This window comes from Geomonas oryzae, from assembly GCF_004117875.1.
In the GTDB taxonomy this organism is placed as follows: Bacteria; Desulfobacterota; Desulfuromonadia; order Geobacterales; family Geobacteraceae; genus Geomonas; species Geomonas oryzae.
In genome coordinates this window covers 1-20906 of record NZ_RAHW01000012.1, presented here as the reverse complement: position 1 = coordinate 20906, position 20906 = coordinate 1, and the positions used below count along the sequence as shown (strand labels likewise).

Sequence of the window (20906 nt, the reverse complement as noted above, 5' to 3'; positions counted from 1 at the left end):
TTATGGCGAATCTAAAAGGACGGAGGTTGCCATGCCACGCGGAGCCAGGATAACCATGGAGGAAAAGGGACAAATGACCACCCGCAGCCTTGAGCCTTACCTGCCCAAGCGCGGGCTGCCGGACGGAACCGTGTGCAAGGGGTGCGGCATCGTCTACCACAACAAACGCTGGCAGATCGTCGAGGGAAGCGTCCCGGCACAAAAGGGGGACGTCCTCTGCCCCGCCTGCCGGCGCATCGTCGGAGAAGACCCGGCGGGCGTGGTGACGCTCTCCGGGCCGTACCTGACGCAGCACCGTGAAGAGATCATGAACACGGTGAAGCAGCAGGAGTCTAAGCACCGGGAAAAAAACCCGCTCGGGCGCATCATGGAGATCAAGGAGGAAAACGGCGGCATCGTGGTGACGACGACCGAGGACAAGCTGGCGCAGAAGATCGGGCGCGAGCTGTACAAGTCCCAGCGCGGCGAGCTTCACTACAAGTGGAGCCACGACCAGCGCATGGTCCGGGTCGACTGGACGCGCTAGGAAGGCGCGCCGCGCGGAAAGAAAAAAGCCCCTCTCGCCAGGCGAGAGGGGCTTTTTTCGTGCGTAGGTTGCCGATGGATGTGACCTGCTACCCGCGTCGCAGCGGCTCGAACAGGTACTCGAGGCCGTTCGCCTTCACCTCGTACATGCATGCGAGCATCGCCCCGAGCTCCCCGCCGGGAAACCCCTTCTGCCTCATCCATACGAGGTAGGGTTCCGGAAGGTCGACGAGCAGAAAGCCGGCGTACTTCCCGTAGGGCATCCTGGTGCGGGCCAGCTGCAGCAGCCGGTCCGGATCAGGGAAAAGCTCCTCCACGGGCTACCCCTTCAGCTTTGCCTTGAGCAGATCGCCCAGGGTCCCCATCCCTTTGGGGGCCTCGGAAACGGTCTTCTTGTAGGCGTCCATGCTGGCGGTCTGCTCTTCCTGAGCGCGGCTCACGGAAGCAAGCGACAGGGAGATCTTCTTCGCCTCGCGGTCCACCGACTCTACCTTCACCTCGACCTCCTGCCCTTCGGCGAGGACCTCGCGGGGGTGCTGGATCCGCTTGCCCGCGCCGAGCTTCGAGATGTGGATGAGACCGTCCACGCCGGCTGCCAGGGTAACGAAGGCGCCGAACGGGGTGAGCCTTGCCACCTTGCCGTTTTGGTAGGAACCTTCCGGGAACGCGCTTGCCGCCTCTTCCCACGGGTCGGCCAGGGTGTCCTTCAGGGAGAAGGAGATGCGGTTCTTGTCCCAGTCGATCCCCTTGATCACCACCTCGACTTCCTGTCCGACCGAGAGCACATCGCTTACGTGGTTCACCCGCGCCCAGGCGACCTCGGAAACGGGCAGGAGCCCCTCCACCGCCCCGATGGAGACGAAGGCGCCGAAGTCGCGCAGCGAGGTGACGGTCCCCTTCACGCGGTCGCCGACCTTGAGGGTTTCCTTGAGCGCCTCTTTCTGCGCCTGCTGCTCCTCCTCGAGGAGGGCACGGTGCGACAGCACGATGTTGCGCCCCTTCTCGGAGTATTCGGTGATCTTGAACGACATGTGTTTGCCGAGAAGCGCCGCGGTGTCCTCGACCCTTCTCAGGGCGATCTGGGAGAACGGGCAGAAGGCGCGCGAGCCAGCCACCTTGACCTCGAAACCACCCTTCACTTCCTTCTCCACCACGCCCTCGACCGGGATGCCGGCCGCGAAGGCTTCCTCGAGCTGCGCGTTGCCGGCTGCTTGGCCGCTCCCCGCGCCGACCTTGGTGGTGAAACGCATCTCGTTGTTGCGCGAAGAGAGGAACCAGGCGGTGACCTTGTCGCCTACCTTGACGGTCACATTGCCGTCGGCGTCAAGGACTTCCTTGATGTCGAGGATCCCTTCGCCTTTACGGCCGGTATCCAGAAAGACCCAGTCTTTGGCGATCTGCAGTACGGTCGCCTCGACCTTGGCACCCGGCTCAAGGCGGCCGGCGTCCTTCTGACTCCGCTCGAACAGATCGGCAAAGCTCTCCTCTTCGGTTTCCATCTCTTCCCTGTGATCGATATCCATTTAAATACCTCTGAACGTTTTGTTGCGCTTTAGCACCCAAGGAGCATACAGGGGACCCCGTACCCTTGTCAACTACTTGAGCTGCTTTGAAAGATCTTTCTGGCGCTCCGCTATCGCTGACAGAGTGAGGGGATGAAAACCTGCGGTAGCGGAAAGAAAGAGACCGCCATGAAAAGTAGTTAAAGCCTTAACGTCCCCGTTCCGATAGGAACAAAAAATGGCCACTGTCACTAATGAAGGAGAGACCGATGGGCGTGCTTGTCTGCTACGACGATTTCACCTACGACGTCATCAACGATTACTACCTCGAACACCTGCTGGAAACGGGCTGCATCCTGGGCTATGACAGGTCGGAGCACTGGGTGAAACAGGAAGCGGCGCCTGCCGCGCCGCCTCTCCACTCAGTTGCATCCGGCTCGGCCTGAGAGGAAAGCCCGCCGTCTCTCTCCCCAAGCGCCTCCTAAGGCCCGGCAACCCCGAACAGGTGTGGTAACATCTCCAGGGTTAAGCGTCAGCCGAGCATAAGACGGAGGAACCATGAACGTACCAGCCGCGCTCAAGCGCATTTCCGACACGATCTGGGAGCTCCCGGTGAGCTACAAGACGGGGATGCTCGTCCCCGCAAGGATCGTGGCCAGCGAGAAACTCATCAACGAGATGGACGCCGGCGTCTTCGAGCAGGTGAGCAACGTCGCCACCCTACCCGGCATCCAACGCTACGCCTTTTGCATGCCCGACGGGCACTGGGGCTACGGCTTCCCCATCGGCGGGGTCGCCGCCATGGATCCCGGCTCGGGGGTGATCTCCCCGGGGGGGATCGGCTTCGACATCAACTGCGGCATGCGTCTCGTACTCACCACCCTCTCCGCCGAAGAAGTAAAGCCCAAGCTCCACCAGCTGGTCGACCGCCTCTTCGCCCGCATCCCGACCGGCGTGGGATGCCAGGGGTTCGTGAAACTGAAGCACGACGACTTCCGAACCGTGGTGCAGCAGGGGTCGCGCTGGTGCCTTAAAAACGGCTTCGCGACCCGGCACGACCTGGAGATGACCGAGGAGGGGGGCTGCTTTGCCGGTGCCGATCCATCGCACGTAAGCGAGAGGGCGATCGAGCGCGGCTACAACCAGCTAGGCACCCTGGGGAGCGGCAACCACTACTGCGAGATCCAGGTGGTGCGCCCGGAAAACATCATGGACCGCGAGCTTGCCGACGCCTTCGGGCTCACCGCCGTCCCGAACCAGGTCGTCATCATGTTCCACTGCGGCAGCCGGGGGTTCGGCCACCAGGTCGCCACCGATTACCTGAAGCTCTTCCTCTCCGTCATGGAAAGAAAGTACGGCATAAAAATCGTCGACCGGGAGCTTGCCTGCGCCCCCTTCCATTCTCCGGAGGGGCAGGCCTACTTCAGCGCCATGAAGTGCGCGGTCAACATGGCCTTTGCCAACCGTCAGGTGATCCTGCACCGGATCAGGGAGGTCTTCTCGGACGTCTTTCACGCCTCTCCGGACGAGCTCGGCCTGCGCATGGTCTACGACGTGGCGCACAACACGGCGAAGCTCGAGCGGCACGCCGTGCACGGTACGAAAAAGGAATTCCTGGTGCACCGCAAGGGATCGACGCGCGCCTGGCCTCCCGAAGGTGAAGGGCTGCCGGAATGCTACGAGAAGACCGGCCAGCCGGTGATCATCGGGGGGAGCATGGAGACCGGCTCCTACCTCCTCGCGGGCATGTCCAGCGGCGCCGACGCCTTTTTCACCACGGCGCACGGCAGCGGCAGGACCATGAGCCGGCACGAGGCGAAGAAGAGTTTCCGGGGGGACAAGCTGCAGCGCGACATGGAGCAGCGCGGCATCTACGTCCGTACCGACTCCTTCGGCGGGCTCGCCGAGGAGGCGGGCCCCGCCTACAAGAACATCGACGAGGTGGTGGCGGCGACCGAGCTGGCCGGGCTCAGCAAGCGCGTCGCGCGTCTCGTGCCGATCGGGAACATCAAGGGTTAACGGAGGGGATATGCCGTTTGAATACCGCGGGGACATAGCGCACGCCGACGTCGCCTTCGACGCCTGGGCGCCGACCCTGGAGGAGCTCTTCTGCGACGCGGCGCGTGCGACCATGCAGGTCATGGTGGAGAACCTCTCCGAGGTGCGTCCGGCGCAGACGCTAGAGGTGAAACTGGAAGAGGAAAACGAGGAGATGCTCCTTTTCGATTTTCTGAACGAGCTCATCTTCTACAAGGATGCCAGACGGTTGCTGCTGCTTCCCGCCGAGGTGAACGTCACCCCCTCGGACGGCGGTTTCGTGTTGCGGGCGAGGCTCTCCGGTGAGGAGATCGACGTCGTTCGGCATCAGATGAACACGGACGTGAAGGCGGTCACCATGCTCCGCTACAAGCTGGAACAGGTGGCCGATGGGTGGCGGGCGACGGTGGTGCTGGACGTCTAGCCCCCCGCCTCGACGGTGAAGGCGGGGTCCACGATACGTTCGCTGCGACAGACCGGGCAGCGCCCCGGCTTTTTCACACGCTCCCTTTTCTGAAAGGAAAAACCGCACTCCAGGCAACGGGACGGGGTTACCACCAGCCTGCCATGGAGTGCGGTTTTTATATGCTCGAGGTGCTCCAGCACCTCCTTCTCGGATATCCCCACCATGCCGGAGAGCTCCTTCGCGGTGAGCGTCTCCCCACGTAGCAGCGCAACCAGTTCCCGGCGCGTCGTCTCGTGGCGCCGCACCGGGACGAATGGCTGTTTCGGTCGTTCCTTCACCCGGTTACCACCAGGCGGTTCACCACCTCGTTCACGCCGAGCACGTACCAGACGTCCGACTCGGCGGCCCTCCTGTTGTTCGGCGTCGGCACCGTCCCCTCGAGGGTCACGACCCCTTCCCTGCTGCGCGCCGTGATCTGCGAGGCGTTCACCAGGGGATCCTTCTCCAGGACGATCCTGATCAGGTCGACCAGTTCCTCGTCGTTTTCCTCGGTGTCGGACCAGACCTCGATGCCGTTCACCACGTCCCTGCTGCCGGGGACCCACCAGGCGAGCACGCCGGCTAAGCGCTTGTGCGACACGCTCTCGGCCCGGCCGTTCAGGACGACGACACCGCCCGTGACCTCGACCTCGATCACCCGCTCGAGCCCTCTTTGTGCCGTGCCGCGCACCTCCTCCAGCTCCTGCTTCACCACCGCCTGGACGGCGTACTGCATGAAGGCCGGCTCGCTGGAAAGCGCGTTGCAGACGTGGTCCCGGATGGCACCGTCCTCCATCTCTTCGGAGGGCTCGACGCGCAGCCGGTCCACGACCCCGGTGACCGGCGCGGGGCTTGCGGCGATCTCGAGGGCGAGCTTCTTCGCGGCGATCCCGCCTACCTCGCCCGAGATGGTGACCACGCCGTCGGCGAAAGCAAGCTCGATGGGGTGCCCGTGCAGGTTCACCCGCGCTTCCCTCTCCAGGGCGGCACGGATGGTTCCGACAACCTCTTCCGCTCTAATCATGTTCTCCCCCTTTCCCGGCTGCCCGTGAAAGAGCACTGAACCGGGTCCCCATGTGACGCACTGCTTCGGTGCATTAATAATAGGCCAGGCGACAACGGGAAGATTGTAGCACGCGGCAGGGGGTTGTCGAACGGAAGGGGGGAGTGCGGAGAGGCAAAAAGGCCGGCGGCAGGGTCGCCGCCGCCGGCTTTTTGGATTTTAGAGGATGCGGTTCAGGAAGGATTTGATGCGGTCGTGTTCCATCTGGTTGGCGAAGAAGTCCTCGGGGGTCCCTTGGGCCACGAAGGAGCCCTTCTCCATGAAGATGACCCGGTCCGCCATCTCCTTGGCGAACCCCATCTGGTGCGTGACGATGATCATCGTCATTCCCTCTTTGCCGAGGTCGCGGATGGTGTCGAACACCTCGCCGATCAACTCCGGGTCGAGCGCGGAGGTCGGCTCGTCGAAGAGCATGAGCTTCGGTCGCATGGCGAGCGCCCGGGCGATGGCGACGCGCTGTTTCTGGCCGCCCGAGAGGGTCGCCGGGTAGACGTCGCGCTTGTCGGAGAGGCCGACCTTCGCCAGCATGTCGAGGGCGATCTCGCGCGCCTCCTCCGGGCTCTTCTTCTGCACGGTGAGCGGACCTTCCATCACGTTGCCGAGGACGGTCATGTGCGGGAAGAGGTTGAAGTGCTGGAACACCATGCCGATCTCGGAACGCAGCGCGCATATCTTGTGCGGCGCGTCCAGGTGCCGGCGCCCGTGCTTGCTGGTCACGTAACCGATCTCCTGCCCCTCGAAGAGGATGGTCCCTTCCTCGATCTCCTCCAGGAAGTTGACCGAGCGCAAAAGCGTCGATTTTCCGGAACCGGAGGGACCGATGATGACCACGATCTCCCCCGGGCAGACGTCCAGGTCGACGCCGTTCACGGCGGTGAGCGAGCCGAAGTGCTTGGTGATCCCCTTGAGGCTTAACAACGGTTGGTTAGCGGTTTTCATAGATGCCGGCCCGAATCTCGATCTTTTCGAAGATGAAGGTGAAGATGGTGGTGAAGAGCAGGTAGATGAGCGCCGCCAGGATCAACGCGGTCACGTTGAAGTAGGCGTTGAACATCTGGTCCGCGGAGCGCATCAGCTCGACCATCGCGATGGTGGAAACGAGGGCGGTGTCCTTTATGAGCGCGATGAACTCGTTGCCGATAGGGGGCATGAGGCGCTTGTAGGTCTGCGGGATGATCACCCGGCGCATCGCCTGCCAGTAGCTCATGCCGATCGCCTTCGCAGCCTCCATCTGCCCGTGCTCGATACTCTGGATCCCGCCGCGGATGATCTCGCCGAGATACGCGGAGTAGTTGAGCCCGAGGCCCAGGATGGCTGCGGTGAACGGCTTGAAGGTGATGCCGAGGGACGGAAGGCCGTAGTAGATGAAGAAGAGCTGCAGAAGAAGCGGCGTGCCGCGGAAGAGCCAGATGAAGAACCAGCAGAGGCCGGAGACCGGCTTGAAAGTGCTGATGCGCCCGAGCGCGATGAGGAGCCCCCCGAGAGGAGAGATCAGGATGATGCAGACCACCAGGGTGATCGTCATCACGGCTCCCTTCAGAAGCTGGGGCAGAAAGCGGAGGCAGTCCTCGATGAACACCTTGTAGCGGGGCTTTTGCTCCTGTTGCACCGAGGCCATGAAGTTGAGCGCCTCGCTGTTGTCGGGGTAGACGGCGAGCACCTCCTTGGCGGCGGCACTGGCGGCGTCCATGTCTTTGAGGGCGAACTGCAGGCGCGCGATCTGCATCCTGCTCCTGACGAAGGCGCCGCTTTCGTCCCCCTTCTCGAACTCCACCTTCTTCAGGATTTTGATGGCGGCGGGGAGGTCACCCTGAGCCATCGCGTCGTTGGCGTCGCTGAAAAGCTGGTCGTAATCCTTGGCGAAACAGATGGAGGCTGCGAAGAGCAGCACGCACGAAAAAAGCAGGATCGACCTTTTGGCAATCCTGCCGTTAAAAAATTTCATCGGCACACCTGACTGGGTTTATAACTCTTCCCCTCCCCGCGAGGGGGAGGGGAAAGCGGTTGACTATTTCCACTTCTTCGGGTTGGTGATGTCCTCACCGAACCACTTCTTGGAGATCTTCGCCATGGTGCCGTCTTTTACCATCTTGTCGAGGGTCTTCTGTACGGCTTCACGCAGTTCGACATCTTCCTTGCGGAAGGCGACGCCGAACGGCTCCTTGGTGATGTTGCCCGGCAGGATGCGGAACTTGCCGGGGCGCTTGGCGATGAAGTCACGGCCGGTTGCGTCGTCGATGATGACGGTGTCAAGACGGTCGGACTCGAGATCGAGCAGCGCTTTCGGGTTGTCCTCGTACTCGCGTACTTCGCCTGCGGCAGCGGGAAGCTTCTTGACCGCCTCGACGGCGGAGGAACCTTTCTGAACGCCCACTTTGGCGCCTTTGAGGTCGCCAAGTTTCTTGTGCTTCTTGTCGGCGAAGCGGACCACGGCTACCTGGCCGTCCATCTTGTACGGCTTGGTGAAGGCGACCTCTTTCTTGCGCTCATCGGTGATGGTCATGCCGTTCCAGATGCAGTCGAACTTCTTGGAGTTGAGAGCGTGGATGACGCCGTCCCATGCGGTCGGCTGCCAGTTGATCTTGATGCCCAGACGCTTGCCCACTTCCTCGGCGGCATCGATGTCGAAGCCTACCAACTGCCCCTTGTCGTTACGGTAGCCCATGGGGGGGAACGCGTCATCGAGCCCGATGGTCATGGCACCGGCGCTTTTCACCCTTTTGAAGGACCCGTCGCCGGCGAAGGCCGAGACGGCGCAGGCAAGGACGAGCAGAGACGACAGGATAACCCAGATCTTTTTCACGTTTACGCTCCTTTTCTTTGCTGTAGTCGGTGATGGTGAAGCTTAGAAAAATTTGATGTAAACAAACAGGCGTTTGGACCGGCGGATTATTGCAGAATCCTGTTCAACCGTCAAGAAGATAACGGGAAGCGGGAGTGGGTGAAGACGCTCCGGTCCTGACAGAGCGGCGTAGCAGGAGGGCTTGCGAAGAGAGGCGTGGCGGTACCGTATACCATGTTGCCCCCATTTTGCCAAATCAGTATAATCCGGGTGAATAGCTGAACTACGTCCGAGAGGACCGCAAAGAGGCTACAAACTGATGTGCAAGAAGATTTTCATAGCCGCGACCGGGCAGCATGTAGGGAAGACGACGATCAGTCTTTCGCTGCTGCACCTCGCGAAGAAGAAGTACGCCCGCGTAGGCTTCATAAAGCCGATCGGCCCGAAGGTATTCATGCTGGACGGCGTCGAGATGGACATGGACGCGGCCCTCATCGCCGCGGTCTACGGTCTGGAGGCCGACCGCAAGCTCATGTCGCCGGTCGTCGTCGGCAAGGGGTACACGAAGAAGTACCTCTCCGGCGAGATCGCGCCCGAAGCGCCGCTTGAGGCGATCAAAAAGGCGTGCCGCGAACTAGAGGCGAAGAACGATTTCCTCATCATCGAGGGTTCCGGACACGGCGGCGTGGGCTCGGTGGTCGGCATCAACAACGCCCAGGTGGCGAGAACGCTCGATGCGCCGGTGATCATGGTCGGCGCGGGCGGCATCGGCTGCGTGATCGACTCGGTGCAGTTGAACCTTTCCCTGTTCCAGCAGCAGGGCGCCGACGTGAAGCTCGTCCTCGTGAACAAGCTCCTCGCCGCCAAGCGCGAAGAGACCCTCGGGTTCCTGCGGACCTTCTTCGAAAGCCGCCAGCAACGCGTGGCCGGCGCCTTCGATTACTCCCCCACCCTGGCCAACCCGACCCTGCTCGACCTCTCCAAGCTTTTGAAGCTGCCGCTGCAGGGGGATCAGGAAGGGAAGAACCGGATCATCAACCACATCCAGCTCGGCGCCGCCTCCTCGCAGCGGGTCATCGACACCCTGCAGGACTCGACGCTCCTCATCACCACCAGTTCGCGCGACGAGCTCATCGTGACCGCATCGGCGCTGTACAACATACCGGCCTACCGGCGCAAGCTGGCGGGGATGGTCATCCCGGGCTCGGCCCCGGTATCCGCCATCACCCAGAAGATCCTGGACGACAGCAACATCCCGTACCTGCGCACCTCGCAGAACACGGCCGACGCCTTCCTCACCCTGACCGAGCACGTCTCGAAGATGACCGCGGACGACGTGGAGAAGATCAGCCTGATCCAGTCCACCGCGGAAAGCGTCTTCGATTTCGAGGCGATCGACGCGATGGCCCGCTAGAAAAAGAAGCCCGCAAGAGAAAAGCCGGAAGGGAATGGATCCCCTCCGGCTTTTTTATTGCCCTGCCACCGCCTGCCGTTACCTACCCGAGCCGCTCCACCAGCGCGTCGTAGATCCCGTAGGGGGTCGATTCGACGACCTGGACCGGGGCACCCAGCTGCTGTTCGACGTCATGCAGGCTGAGGTCGTCCAGGAAGACCCCCTCCCCCTCCTTGAGCATCACGTCGGGGACGAGTACCGCATCGCCAAGATCCACCCCCTGCAGGGCGGCCACCACGTCGGCGCCGCACACGAGCCCCGTCACGGTGACGGTGGGACCGAAGAGCCGGTTGCGTACCGGTACCGGATGCATGGCGACCCCCGTGGCGCCGGAGAGGCGCTCCAGGAACTCCGCGAGGAAGCGGTAAGGGGATTCGCCGGTCACCACGGTGAAACGCCCCGACTTCAGCTTTTCGGCATCCTGCAGCACCTGATCGGCCTCGGAGAGGAAAAGCGGTATCATCCCGACGCCGTTCTCCAACTGCGGCAGGTCGCCGTAGCTCGCCACGTCCGGGAAAGGGATCTCCCCCTTTATGTAGAATTCATCCGCCAGGAAGAGAAACGGCGCACCGAGGCGCTCCTCGAGGAGCTGCGACTGCGGGAACCACTTCCCCACAAAGGCGGCGGCGAACTCCTTGGTGACCGGCGCCAAGGGTGGAAGGTTCTGGCGGTGCTCGGTGAGACCGACCGGCACGACGGCAAGCGACGCCACCCACGGGTGCAGCGCCGCCAGGTCTTCTACGGTCTTCGCGAAGGCGTCGCCGTCGTTCCAACCGGGGCAGAGTACCACCTGGGTGTGCATGGTGATGCGCGCCTCGGCGAGCTCGCGGATCACGTCGAGGATGGACAGGATGCCGCTCTTGCCGAGGAGCTTCTCCCGCAGCGCCGGTTCCGTCGCATGCACCGAGATGTAGAGCGGCGAAAGGCGCTGCTCCTTGATCCGCTCCAACTCGGCCCGCCCGATGTTCGCCATGGTGACGTAGTTGCCGTAAAGAAAGGAAAGCCGGTAATCCTCATCCTTGACGTAGAGAGGACCGCGCAGCCCGCGGGGGAGCTGGTGCACGAAGCAGAACACGCAGTTGTTGCCGCAGCGCGCCGGAGCGGGCGCCTGGAACGAGAGCCCCAACGGCTCCCCCTCCTCGCGCTCGACCTCGAGTTCCCAAAGCTCCCCGTCCGCCTTCTCAACTTGCAGCTCGAGCTCGTCGTCCGCGGCGTAAAAGTTGTAGTCGATGACATCGCGCAGTTGATGACCGTTCACCGCGACGAGCCGGTCACCGGGCTGGAGCTCCAGCTCCTCCGCTATGCTTCCCGGTAAGATCCGGTCTATGGTAAGCCCTGACATGGGGTTCCTCCTGTGATGTGCATGCCTTGCAGCAGACGCAGGTATTTCCGGCTGCGGAAACTGCCGCTCTCTCGGCGCGGGGCGGAGCAGGCGGCGCGCATGCAGGTTTAATGATAGGAGGAGAAGGAGGTTTTTGGCAACAGATAAAAAACGAACCGGCCCTCACGGGCCGGCTGGGGATAGGACTTCGGTGAACCAGAGGGGACGCACCGATGGATCTAGGTCCGCGCCGAATGGTTCTTCTGTGGCTTTTCCCTGGGTATTGAACTACTGGTGCAGACGGAATACACCGTCTACCGAGGTGATGCTGCAGATCGCGTGCTTGTAGATGAGGATATCACCGTGCACTTCCATCAACACGGAGAAGTTGTCGAAGGATTTGATATGCCCTTCCAGCTTTTCGCCGGACATGAGCTGCACCAGGACCTTTACACGCTCCTTGCGGGACTGGTTTAGGTACTGGTCCTGAATGTTAAAAGGCGTTTTCGGCATGATTCCGCTCCTTTACCCAAAAAATTCAATCACATGACCAAGGATACTAGCAAAACCTGTAGGATATTCAAGCCAATAAATTTCATTTTCCCTGCCGAACCATGTCATCTGACGCTTGGCGTAACGCCTCGTGTCCCTCTTTATCAGCGTAACTGCTTCATCCAGCGTTATTTCCCCATCCAGATGGGCGCAGATCTCCTTGTAGCCGATGGAGCGCATGGCCTTCATCTCGCGGCGGTACCCTGAGGCGAGCAGACCTTTCACCTCGTCCACAAGTCCTGCGGCCATCATCCGCTCCACCCTGAGTTCGAGGCGTCGGTAGAGCTCCTGGCGCTCCACGGATATGGCCGCCTTGAACGCCTGGTAATGGTCTCCTGAAAAGCCGTGCTCGGCACGAAAGGCGGAGATGGGGCGACCGGTCTGGAGGTAGACCTCGAGGGCGCGGATCAGGCGGACCCGGTCGTTTGGGTGCAGCCGGGCCGCGGTCTCCGGGTCGGCCAGCATCAGGCGACGGTGCAACTCCTCCCCCGGAACATCGTCGAACTGGCGGCGCAACTCGGGATCGCCGGTCGGGGAGTCGAGCAGCCCCTCCAGGAGGGCACGCAGGTAAAGACCGGTCCCTCCGACGACGATCGCCTTCTTACCGCGCCGGTCGATCTCCTCGATGGCGGCGGAGGCGGCACTGCGGAATTCCGAGGCGGTGAAGTCCTCGTCCGGCGACACGATGTCGATCAGGTGGTGCGGCACGCGGGCGAGTTCCTCGGGGCTCGGCTTCGCGGTGCCGATGTCCATGCCCCGGTAGACCTGCATCGAGTCGGCGTTGACGATCTCCGCGCCGATCGCTTCCGCGAGCCTGAGGGCGAGATCGCTCTTCCCCGAGCCGGTCGGGCCGCCGATCACCAAAAGCTTGATTTTCTTCTTCACCATCTCCGTCACGTCCCGCTACACCCTCTTGAACATCTTCTCGACCTCGGAGAGGGTGAGCGTCTGCATCACGGGCCGGCCGTGCGGGCAGTTGCTGGAGAAGTCGGTCTCATCCATCTGCTTGAAAAGAGCCGCAATCTCCTGGGCGCTCAAAGAGCGCCGGCCACGCACCACGCTGTGGCAGGCGATACGCGCCAGCAGCTCTTCCTGCACGTCGGTGAAGGTGCGGCTGCGGCTAAGGCTCGCGAGTTCCTCCAGAATGTCGCGCACGGTACGCAGGTAGTCGCTCCCGGCCAAAAGCTGCGGCACGGCATTTAAAAGCCACGTGTTGCCGCCGAACTCCTCGAAGGAGAAGCCGAGTCGGCGCAACTCCTCCAGATGCTCCTTGAGCACCGCCGATTCCTTGAAGGAGAGTTCCAGCGTCTCCGGAAAGAGAAGCCCCTGGCTGTCCACCGCCCTCCCGGAAAACTCCCCCTTCAGCCTCTCGAACGCGACGCGCTCGTGCGCCGCATGCTGGTCGATGAGCACAAGGTCGGTGCCCCGCTGGCACAGGATGTAAGAGGCGTTGAACTGGCCGATCACGGCAAGTGAGGAGAAATAACCCGCCACGCCGCTTTCCGCCTCCTCTTCCTTGATCGGCTGCGGCACGACCGGGGGTTCGGGCTCCGGCTGCGGCTTTTCCGCCTGGGAGGGGAAGTGCAGCTGCTGCCGCAGGGGGGGCTGAGGCTTGGCCTGGTACCCGGTGAGCAGTTCGCGAATCTCCGCCACCTTGGTCTCGCTCACCGACGGCGCCGGTTGCTCCTGGGCGGGCGCCGCCGCGGGCACCTCGAAGCGCTCCTGCTTCGGCGGGAGAGCCTGGAGGGAAGGCGCCGCCTGCGTCCAGAGCGGCCTCGTCGCCGTGCTCGCCGCCGCGGCTCGCGTCTCCGTCGGGCGCGCAGCGTCCGTCGCGGCAGGACGTTTCAGCCACGGCGTCTGTTTCAGGACGCTTTCCACGGCGTACTGGATCGCGTCGTGCACCCGTCCCTGCTGCCTGAACCTCACCTCGTGCTTGGTCGGATGCACGTTCACGTCGACTTCGCCCGGGGGTATATCGATGAAGACGGCGACTACCGGATAGCGTCCACGCTCCATGAAGTTGCGGTAGGCCTGGAGCACGGCGTGCTGCACCACCTTGTCCTTGATGAAGCGGCCGTTTATGTAGGTATAGAGATGGCTTGCCGCGCTGCGGCTGCACTCGGGCGCCGCCACGAGGCCGCTTACCTTTACCCCCCCGTCCTCGTACGAGACGGGGTAGAGGAAGGAAGCGATGGAGCGGCCGAGAAGCGTCGCCACCCGCTCCTTAAGGTCGGCGTCCAGAGCACGGAAGACGACCTTGCCGTCGTTTTTGTAGGTGAAGCGGACGTCCGGGCGGGAGATGGCAAGCCGCGTCAAGAGCTCGCCCACGTGCCCCCCCTCGGTCTCCGCGCTCTTCATGAACTTGAGGCGCGCCGGCGTGTTGAAGAAGAGGTTGCGCACCTCGATCACCGTCCCCGAGGCCATGCCGCACTCCTTGACCTCCTTGATGCGTCCCCCCTCGACGTAGATCTCGGCGCCTTCCAGGGTTTCCGCGGTACGGGTGGCGATGGTGAGCCGCGACACCGAGGCGACCGACGGCAGCGCCTCGCCACGGAAACCAAGGGTGGTCAGGGAAAAGAGGTCGTCGTCGCTGGCGATTTTGCTCGTGGCGTGGCGTTCGAGGGCGAGGAGGGCGTCCTCGCGGGACATGCCGCTCCCCGAATCGGTGACCTTGATGAGCCGCCTGCCGCCGGACTCTATCTCCACCGTCACCTCTTTCGAACCCGCGTCCAGCGCGTTTTCCACCAGTTCCTTGACGACGGAGGCGGGGCGCTCCACTACCTCGCCGGCAGCGATCTTGTTGGTGAGATTTTCAGGAAGAATGCGGATCTTTGTAGCCAATGTGGTCCCTCACAGCAATCGCGATAATCGAGGGAGCAAAGATACCTTAACCGGCGACGGTTTGTAAATCCAAGATTGCTCAGTGAGGCGGGACGGTCCGCTCGCGCGTTGCGGCCCCTGCAAAGGATGCTATAACGTGCAGGATGAAAATTTTCTCATCAATAAAGCGAGGTCTCATCCTTTCCCTTTTGGTCTGCGCCCCCTTCCCCCACGCAGTCGCAGCGTCGAACTACCCGGCACCTACCTATCTGCTGAAGATCGACGGGCACATCTACCGCGAGCGCAACGCCTCTTTGAGGCGTGCACCGGCAAGCCTCACCAAGATGATGACCGCCCTCGTGGTGATGGAGCGCTGCGATCTGGACGACGTGGTGACCGTTTCCCGTGCGGCATCCCGCGAAACCGGGAGCAGGATAGGTCTGCGCGCCGGCCAGAGGTTCAGGGTGCGGGATCTCCTTGCCGCGACCCTTATCGCCTCGGCCAACGACGCATGCCGGGCGCTCGCCGATCACGCCTGTGGCAATCAGAAAAAATTCGTGCTACAGATGAACGCGCGCGCCCGGGCGCTGGGCCTCGAGGACACCCGTTTCAGCAACGCCTGCGGCCACGACAGTGCCGGGCTCTACTCGAGCGCCCACGACCTCGCACGCCTTGCCGAGGCGGGGATGCGGGTACCGTCTTTTGCTAGACTTGTCGCCAAACAGAGCATGCACATCTCGACCATCGACGGCAGGCGAAGCTTCTACTTCCGAAACAAGAACAGGCTGATCGGGCGCTACCCCGGAGCCGTCGGCGTGAAAACGGGCACCACTCCCAACGCCGGACAGTGCCTCGTGGCGATCGCCGAGCGCGAGGAGCGCAAGGTGCTCCTGGTCATCATGCATTCACCCAACCGCTGGAAGGCTGCTCCGGCCCTGCTCGACGCAGCCTTCGCCGCAGGCTCGCCGCCACGCGAGACCAAGCGGGCGGAGACTACACAAACAAGGAGTCCAGATGAAGCACCACCGGAAGGAACTGTGGTTCCAGATCAAGAGCAGACGGGGGTTCGTTAACATCACCCGCGACTTGGAGGCGGCCATCGCGGAAAGCGGCATAAGGGAAGGGCTGCTTCTTTGCAACGCCATGCACATCACCGCCAGTGTCTTTATAAACGACGACGAAAGCGGGCTGCACCATGACTTCGAGCAGTGGCTGGAAGAGCTCGCCCCGGAAAAACCGCACAGCCGTTACCGGCACAACGTCGGCGAGGATAACGGCGACGCTCATCTGAAGAGGACGATCATGGGGCGCGAGGTCGTCGTTGCGGTGACGGCGGGGAAGCTGGATCTAGGTCCCTGGGAGCAGGTCTTTTACGGGGAGTTCGACGGCATGCGGAGAAAGCGCGTGCTGGTAAAGATCATCGGCGAGTAGGAGAGTTAGAGCCGGTCGGCATCCGGCGGGGGGACTCACAGCGCTCGCAGCACCAGTACGGTGATGTCGTCCGGCTGCGGATCCGGCTTGTCGGTGAGGGCGATCAGGCTGTCCACCATCTCGAGGGCGCTCTCCTTGCCGGCCAGTTGCCGGGCGATCAGCTCGTAGGTCAGCTCCAGCTGGGGCTTCGCATCCACCAGGCCGTCGCTGTAAAGGACCATGACGTCCCCCCTCCCGAAGCGGATCCTCCCTTCCTGGTAGACCTCCTCCCCTTTCACGCCGAGAGGAAGCCCCCGCGGCGACAGCGTCTCCACCTTCCCGTTCGCGCGCCGGACGAAAACATAGCCGTGGCCGCAGTCGACAAAGGAGAGGGTCTTCGTGCCGGCGTCGAGCTGGGCGTGAAAGAGGGTAACGAAGCTCTCGGAATTCTCCAGGTCCTCGTTCAGCGCCTTCTCTGCAAGATGCACGGCCTGGGCGGGCTGGTTGTACAGGGTGACCGCGTGCAGCGCCGCCCGTACCGTCGCCATGAGCATGGCCGCTGCCATCCCCTTCCCCATCACGTCTCCCAGGGTTAGGTTGAACAGCGTCGGCGACACCTGCTGCCAGTCGTAGAAGTCCCCGCCAACCTGCTTGGCCGGAAGGCATCGGGCGGCCATCTCGAAGTGCGGGATCTGAGGGTAGCAGCGCGGCAAAAGCTTCGCCTGGATCTCGGCCGCGTACACGAGCTCCATCTGAAGTTGCATGCGGCGCAGCTCGCTCTCACGCAGGTCGGCTTCCGCCTTCTTGCGTTCGCTTATATCCCTGAAAATGGAGATGTTGCCGGTCACCTTGCCGAAGCGGTCCAGACGTTTCATCGCGAACAACTCGCCGATGAAAACCTCGCCGTGCTTTCTGCGGAAGTGCAGTTCTGACAGCGCTCCCTTCACCGGGGCCTGCACGTCGAACACCTCTTTACCGGTGCGTTCGTGGTCATGCTTGTCGGCATATAGAATTCTGCTGCTTTTGCCGACTACCTCTTCGGATTCATAACCGAAGATGTCGCGCAGGGCGGGCTGGTTTACATGCAGGATGGTCCGGTGGTGATCGGAGACCACGATCACGTCGCGGATGCTGTTGAAGAGGTTCCGGTAGTCCTCGGCCCTCTTCTCAATCTCGGCGTGGGCGACCTCCAGTTCCCGTTCGGTCTCCCGCTGCCTCGCCCGCTCCTTCGCCTCGGTGAGTGCGCGTTGCACCGCGGGAACCAGTCGAGACAGCCGACTTTTCAGCACGTAGTCCGTCGCTCCGCTTTTCAGGGACTCGATCGCCGCTTCTTCGCCCAGCTTGCCTGACACGAAAACAAAGGGGAGGTCGGGGAGTTTAACCCGCACCATGGCGAGGGCCGTCATCCCGTCAAACGCCGGAAGGGCGAAGTCGGCGAGGATGAGATCCATCCCGCCCCGTTCCAGAGCGCTTTGGAACTCCTCACGCCTTGATACCACCTCGACTTCACAATCCATCCCCTCCGCGCTGAGCGCCATCAAAACCAGCTCGGCATCCATCGGATCGTCTTCAAGATGTAATATGCGCAGGCGCTGCGTCATTTATTCAAACCTCGGGAAGACATCGGGGGTGGTTCATTGACGATGGCCCAGAAGGCACCGATTTCCTTGACGGCCGTGATGAATTCGGAAAAGTTCACCGGCTTGACGACGTAGGCGTTGACGCCGAGCCGGTAGCTCTCAACGACGTCTCTTTCTTCACGTGATGAGGTGAGAACTACCACCGGGATGAATCTCAGCTTCTCGTCAGCCTTAATAGCGCTCAACACCTCAAGGCCGTCGACTTTGGGTAGTTTCAGATCCAGAAGGATAACGGCCAGGTTGCCCGGTTCATACTCTGAGTATTTACCCCTCTGGTAGAGGTAATCCAGAGCTTCGGCACCGTCCCTGACAACATCGACTCCATTGGCGAGGTTGTGCTCTGCCAACGCCTCCAACGTGAGTTCGGCATCGTTTGCGTTATCCTCCACCAACAGAATGCGCTTTAGCTTTACCATTTCCCGCATCTCCGTGTCTGTCGTGTCAGATGGTTAGGAGCATCGGCCGGATAGGCTGTCCCGTGAACAGACAGATTTTACCACGTCTTCAAAGCGATGTACCAAGGAGCTGCCACTTCATTTCGGTAAAGGTTGTGCGACGCGCCTGAAAGGCAATCGACAAAGGAGACTCAGGAAGGCAGCTGGAGCCGTGCTGGAGTAAACGGTGCAGGAATGAAGAATTACCGACAGGCAGCCCTGCTGAATAACCCCGCCCCGCCAGGTACTCCGACAGGAATGAAGGCAACACGGTCACCCGGGCGAACCAAGTGGTCCAGCGGGTAAACCCTGTGGTTGATAAAAACTCCGTCAATCCGGTTGAGGGGCAGTTCCAGCGCTTCCGCTATCGCGCTGGCAGTACAACCGTCAGCCGGGATGTCAACATCGACTACAGAAGGTAACCCGCGGTCCCTTCTGATACCATGCAGGGCTCCGAACATCCTCACAGTAGTTGCTGCTTGCACTGCCATAACGGCCTCCTAAAAAGAGAATTATGGTCTCAGGCCAGCACTGTCACCTTTTCTCAATCCCCGGCAGTGAGCAGATGCTAACGAGCGGCGCATTTCGGATAATAGACCTCTCACATTTGCTGTCAAGAGCAAGTAAATGGGAAGCAGACAGAGCAATTCACGGAAAACCTGATATATGTTGAGTCATATCAGTTCAAAACACCCGTGACAAAGGAGTTGCAATGAGACATGTGATTGCATTGGGAGCTGCTGCGACACTCATTTACACCGGTACTGTGCCTGCTGCACAATTCCCCTCGTCAGGTAAGGACCTGGGCGCGGTGACCGGCGGGACTTTCAAGGAAGCGCACCTGGTAATAGACAAGAAATGCGTCTCATGCCATACCGCAGAGCGCATCGAGAGCGCCATTGCCGCAGGCAAGGACATGCAAAAGATCCAGCACAGGATGGAACTCAAAGGGGTGAAGCTCACCGCTGACGAACAGAGCGTTCTCGGGATTTTCTACAAGCAAAGCCCGCTGAAACCAAAGAAGTAATTTCTGCCACGGACCTTTCCGATGGAGGTGTGCCACCCTCCATCGGAAAGACCAATCATCACCGGATCAAGGTCACCTCAACCGGATATCCCCTCTTCTCGGAAACCGCCCTGACCGCCAGGCTGATGTCAATCTTAGCCAGGAGCCCGAGCCGCGCCATCTGGTGCAGCACCTCGCCGGGCTCTGCCTGGTAATTCCCGTCTCCGTGTACCTCCAGGAAGACCTTGCCCTCTTTTAGGCCAACCTTGACAGGGCGGTTCACGATAAGCACCTGGGTCCCCCTTCCCACACATGCGAACAGCCGCACCATGTCTTCCGGATAGAGTCTGATGCACCCGTGGCTCGAACGCCTGCCTATCCCCCAGGGGCGGTTTGTGCCATGAATCAGGATGTCGTTGCCGGAGAGATGCAGGGCTCGGGTTCCCAGTGGGTTATCCGGGCCGGGAGGAACAACGGGTGGGAGATCTTCTCTTTGTTGCCGTATGGAGGCAGGTACATGCCATGAAGGGTCAAGGGACTTTCGATCCACGGTATAAAGGCCGAGCGGCGTGTCGGTCCCTTCATCTCCGATACCGATCGGGAAGGAAAGGAGTGGGTCGGCTGGGTCCTTCGGGAAAAAGTACAAGCGCAGTTCCGCCAGATTGACCACGATCGAGGGGCGTGGAGATGACTCGGGCGGGATCCACGCAGTCGGGATGGTGATTAAAGTGCCGGGAAGAGGCAGATAGGGGTCGACGCCTGCGTTGGCGGCGGTTACTTCGTTGAAGCCGAGATCAAAACGGCGACCAATCTCCAAAAGCGATTCCCCTTCGCGCACCCGGTACGTGAAGACTTTTCCGAGGTGGCCGCCGTAGTAGACCGCATCGACAGGCGCCTGCGCCGCTGTCGTTGCAAGGGCCACAAGACCAGGTGAAGCAATTACCGTGGCGAGGCTGCGAAGCATCTGAGTTTGGCGCAGCTTATTTCTTCTGCCCTAGCTCGAAGATCTTTTGAGCCCGTTCCGCCGACTGTGCTGCCGAAGATGCGGCTGATTCCGCCCTCTGGGCGCTGTCGGCTGCCTTTGCGGTAGCTTCATCCAGCATTGCCTTGTTGGCAAGCTGTGCCTGGCTTACCTGCCCCTCGATGGTGGCAAGCCGGGTTTCCAGTGCGTTGAGGCGCTGCTCGTCAGAGGCACTCCTGGTCTCCGCTGCACCCATTTTGGACTCGAGGACATCCACCCTGCACGACACGGGATCGATCTGTCTTTCTACATAGCCTTTGCTGGCGCAACCAGCCAGGAGCACTGCCAACGGGATTACGCACAACAAGTTTCCCATGAGACACCTCCCTTAAAATTAGCCAGCCCACATTCTAACCAGTACGCGAAGAAATGCAATTACACGCGAAAGAAGAAAGGGGTTTGATCTACGATAGAGGAAGAGGTCAGGGACGAGAACCCTGTTATGCGGGGAAGATGATATGGCAGGTGACAAAGCCAAACTGGAGAAAAGCGAAAAGCCCCACCGGGATTCCGGTGGGGCTTCTCTATTAAATTCCCTGCGGCGACCTACTCTCCCACACCGTTACCAGTGCAGTACCATCGGCCCAGAGAGGCTTAACTTCCGTGTTCGGGATGGGAACGGGTGTGACCCTCTCGGCATTGCCACAGAGAAACTTTTACGCGCTTGGCGCGAAGCTCTCTATTGTCGGACGTCGGACCAGTCGGACTGGTCAGACTAGTCTGACAGTTTCACAATTGCATTTCGTGATCGTAGGATTCGGCAGTATATGATCGGGGGGTGGAGGTCCACCCCCCTCTCGAGTAATTTTTTATGGTCAAGCCTCACGGCCGATTAGTACCGGTAAGCTGAATGCATTGCTGCACTTACACACCCGGCCTATCAACGTTGTGGTCT

General features: G+C 61.3%; 23 protein-coding genes and 2 rRNA genes. 8 read left to right on the top strand and 17 right to left on the bottom strand.

Annotated elements, in window-relative coordinates; translation table 11 throughout:
* Positions 1 to 31: 31 nt before the first annotated feature.
* On the top strand, positions 32 to 526 hold the full coding sequence (locus tag D6Z24_RS21130; protein WP_129128489.1) for a BCAM0308 family protein: 495 nt from the start codon (positions 32 to 34) through the stop codon (positions 524 to 526).
* A gap of 88 nt (positions 527 to 614) precedes the next feature.
* On the opposite strand, the gene D6Z24_RS21125 is transcribed toward D6Z24_RS21130, so the two are convergent.
* Both D6Z24_RS21125 and rpsA read right to left on the bottom strand, forming a co-directional pair.
* Positions 615 to 842 carry a DUF3820 family protein gene (locus D6Z24_RS21125; protein WP_129128488.1) on the bottom strand — a complete coding sequence of 76 codons (228 nt, stop codon included), beginning with the start codon at positions 840 to 842 and terminating at the stop codon, positions 615 to 617.
* Positions 843 to 845: 3 nt separating this feature from the next.
* Positions 846 to 2048, bottom strand: a complete 1203-nt coding sequence (gene rpsA / locus D6Z24_RS21120; RefSeq protein ID WP_129128487.1) for a 30S ribosomal protein S1 — start codon at positions 2046 to 2048, stop codon at positions 846 to 848.
* Between the two features lie 248 nt (positions 2049 to 2296).
* Between rpsA and D6Z24_RS21730 the strand changes: the two genes are divergently transcribed.
* The 3 genes from D6Z24_RS21730 (at position 2297) to D6Z24_RS21110 (ending at position 4488) form a co-directional block, all read left to right on the top strand.
* Entirely contained in the window at positions 2297 to 2473 is a 177-nt protein-coding gene (locus D6Z24_RS21730; protein WP_198419594.1) for a GSU3473 family protein, read from the top strand.
* A gap of 112 nt (positions 2474 to 2585) precedes the next feature.
* Entirely contained in the window at positions 2586 to 4046 is a 1461-nt protein-coding gene (locus D6Z24_RS21115) for an RtcB family protein (protein ID WP_129128486.1), read from the top strand.
* A gap of 10 nt (positions 4047 to 4056) precedes the next feature.
* Positions 4057 to 4488 carry an archease gene (locus D6Z24_RS21110; RefSeq protein ID WP_129128485.1) on the top strand — a complete coding sequence of 144 codons (432 nt, stop codon included), beginning with the start codon at positions 4057 to 4059 and terminating at the stop codon, positions 4486 to 4488.
* On the opposite strand, the gene D6Z24_RS21105 is transcribed toward D6Z24_RS21110, so the two are convergent.
* The 5 genes from D6Z24_RS21105 to D6Z24_RS21085 form a co-directional block, all read right to left on the bottom strand.
* Positions 4485 to 4808, bottom strand: coding sequence for a transcriptional regulator (locus tag D6Z24_RS21105; RefSeq protein ID WP_129128484.1), 324 nt, complete (start codon positions 4806 to 4808; stop codon positions 4485 to 4487). The genes D6Z24_RS21110 and D6Z24_RS21105 overlap by 4 nt on opposite strands.
* On the bottom strand, positions 4805 to 5533 hold the full coding sequence (locus D6Z24_RS21100; protein WP_129128483.1) for a BON domain-containing protein: 729 nt from the start codon (positions 5531 to 5533) through the stop codon (positions 4805 to 4807). The genes D6Z24_RS21105 and D6Z24_RS21100 overlap by 4 nt, the downstream gene beginning before the upstream one ends.
* A 198-nt stretch (positions 5534 to 5731) precedes the next feature.
* Complete coding sequence (locus D6Z24_RS21095) at positions 5732 to 6511, bottom strand: amino acid ABC transporter ATP-binding protein (protein WP_129128482.1); 780 nt, start codon at positions 6509 to 6511, stop codon at positions 5732 to 5734.
* Complete coding sequence (locus tag D6Z24_RS21090) at positions 6498 to 7517, bottom strand: ABC transporter permease subunit (protein WP_129128481.1); 1020 nt, start codon at positions 7515 to 7517, stop codon at positions 6498 to 6500. Before D6Z24_RS21090 ends, D6Z24_RS21095 begins: the two co-directional genes overlap by 14 nt.
* A gap of 63 nt (positions 7518 to 7580) precedes the next feature.
* Positions 7581 to 8375 carry an amino acid ABC transporter substrate-binding protein gene (locus D6Z24_RS21085; RefSeq protein ID WP_129128480.1) on the bottom strand — a complete coding sequence of 265 codons (795 nt, stop codon included), beginning with the start codon at positions 8373 to 8375 and terminating at the stop codon, positions 7581 to 7583.
* Positions 8376 to 8673: 298 nt separating this feature from the next.
* Between D6Z24_RS21085 and D6Z24_RS21080 the strand changes: the two genes are divergently transcribed.
* A complete protein-coding gene (locus D6Z24_RS21080) occupies positions 8674 to 9768 on the top strand; it encodes an AAA family ATPase (protein ID WP_129128479.1) in 1095 nt (364 codons plus the stop codon).
* Between the two features lie 82 nt (positions 9769 to 9850).
* Here D6Z24_RS21080 and D6Z24_RS21075 read toward each other — a convergent pair whose 3' ends face one another.
* The 4 genes from D6Z24_RS21075 to mutL all read right to left on the bottom strand — a co-directional run bounded on the left by D6Z24_RS21075 (position 9851) and on the right by mutL (position 14521).
* Positions 9851 to 11149, bottom strand: a complete 1299-nt coding sequence (locus D6Z24_RS21075; RefSeq protein ID WP_129128478.1) for a DUF512 domain-containing protein — start codon at positions 11147 to 11149, stop codon at positions 9851 to 9853.
* Between the two features lie 267 nt (positions 11150 to 11416).
* A complete protein-coding gene (gene hfq / locus D6Z24_RS21070; protein ID WP_012529414.1) occupies positions 11417 to 11641 on the bottom strand; it encodes an RNA chaperone Hfq in 225 nt (74 codons plus the stop codon).
* Positions 11642 to 11653: 12 nt separating this feature from the next.
* Complete coding sequence (gene miaA / locus D6Z24_RS21065; RefSeq protein ID WP_129128477.1) at positions 11654 to 12568, bottom strand: tRNA (adenosine(37)-N6)-dimethylallyltransferase MiaA; 915 nt, start codon at positions 12566 to 12568, stop codon at positions 11654 to 11656.
* A gap of 15 nt (positions 12569 to 12583) precedes the next feature.
* Positions 12584 to 14521 (bottom strand): DNA mismatch repair endonuclease MutL, encoded by a 1938-nt coding sequence (gene mutL, locus D6Z24_RS21060; protein WP_129128476.1) that lies wholly within the window; start codon positions 14519 to 14521, stop codon positions 12584 to 12586.
* Positions 14522 to 14664: 143 nt separating this feature from the next.
* On the opposite strand from mutL, the gene D6Z24_RS21055 reads away from it, so the two are divergent.
* Both D6Z24_RS21055 and D6Z24_RS21050 read left to right on the top strand, forming a co-directional pair.
* Positions 14665 to 15573, top strand: a complete 909-nt coding sequence (locus tag D6Z24_RS21055) for a D-alanyl-D-alanine carboxypeptidase family protein (protein ID WP_129128475.1) — start codon at positions 14665 to 14667, stop codon at positions 15571 to 15573.
* Positions 15515 to 15931, top strand: coding sequence for a secondary thiamine-phosphate synthase enzyme YjbQ (locus tag D6Z24_RS21050; protein ID WP_129128474.1), 417 nt, complete (start codon positions 15515 to 15517; stop codon positions 15929 to 15931). Before D6Z24_RS21055 ends, D6Z24_RS21050 begins: the two co-directional genes overlap by 59 nt.
* Before the next feature lie 35 nt (positions 15932 to 15966).
* Here the strand turns inward: D6Z24_RS21050 and D6Z24_RS21045 are convergent, their stop codons facing one another.
* Together D6Z24_RS21045 and D6Z24_RS21040 are read right to left on the bottom strand one after the other, a co-directional pair.
* Positions 15967 to 17511 (bottom strand): SpoIIE family protein phosphatase, encoded by a 1545-nt coding sequence (locus D6Z24_RS21045; protein WP_129128473.1) that lies wholly within the window; start codon positions 17509 to 17511, stop codon positions 15967 to 15969.
* On the bottom strand, positions 17508 to 17966 hold the full coding sequence (locus D6Z24_RS21040; RefSeq protein WP_129128472.1) for a response regulator: 459 nt from the start codon (positions 17964 to 17966) through the stop codon (positions 17508 to 17510). Before D6Z24_RS21040 ends, D6Z24_RS21045 begins: the two co-directional genes overlap by 4 nt.
* 730 nt (positions 17967 to 18696) lie before the next feature.
* Between D6Z24_RS21040 and D6Z24_RS21030 the strand changes: the two genes are divergently transcribed.
* On the top strand, positions 18697 to 19011 hold the full coding sequence (locus D6Z24_RS21030; protein ID WP_129128470.1) for a cytochrome C: 315 nt from the start codon (positions 18697 to 18699) through the stop codon (positions 19009 to 19011).
* A gap of 58 nt (positions 19012 to 19069) precedes the next feature.
* Here the strand turns inward: D6Z24_RS21030 and D6Z24_RS21025 are convergent, their stop codons facing one another.
* From D6Z24_RS21025 to D6Z24_RS21010, 4 genes are all read right to left on the bottom strand, one after another.
* Positions 19070 to 19954, bottom strand: coding sequence for a L,D-transpeptidase family protein (locus tag D6Z24_RS21025; RefSeq protein WP_129128469.1), 885 nt, complete (start codon positions 19952 to 19954; stop codon positions 19070 to 19072).
* 16 nt (positions 19955 to 19970) lie between these two features.
* The gene (locus D6Z24_RS21020; RefSeq protein WP_129128468.1) at positions 19971 to 20327 is read right to left on the bottom strand and encodes a hypothetical protein; all 357 of its coding nucleotides are present in this window, start codon (positions 20325 to 20327) and stop codon (positions 19971 to 19973) included.
* 217 nt (positions 20328 to 20544) lie between these two features.
* Positions 20545 to 20661, bottom strand: a 5S ribosomal RNA gene (rrf, locus tag D6Z24_RS21015).
* Between the two features lie 161 nt (positions 20662 to 20822).
* Positions 20823 to 20906, bottom strand: a 23S ribosomal RNA gene (locus tag D6Z24_RS21010); the annotation flags it as partial.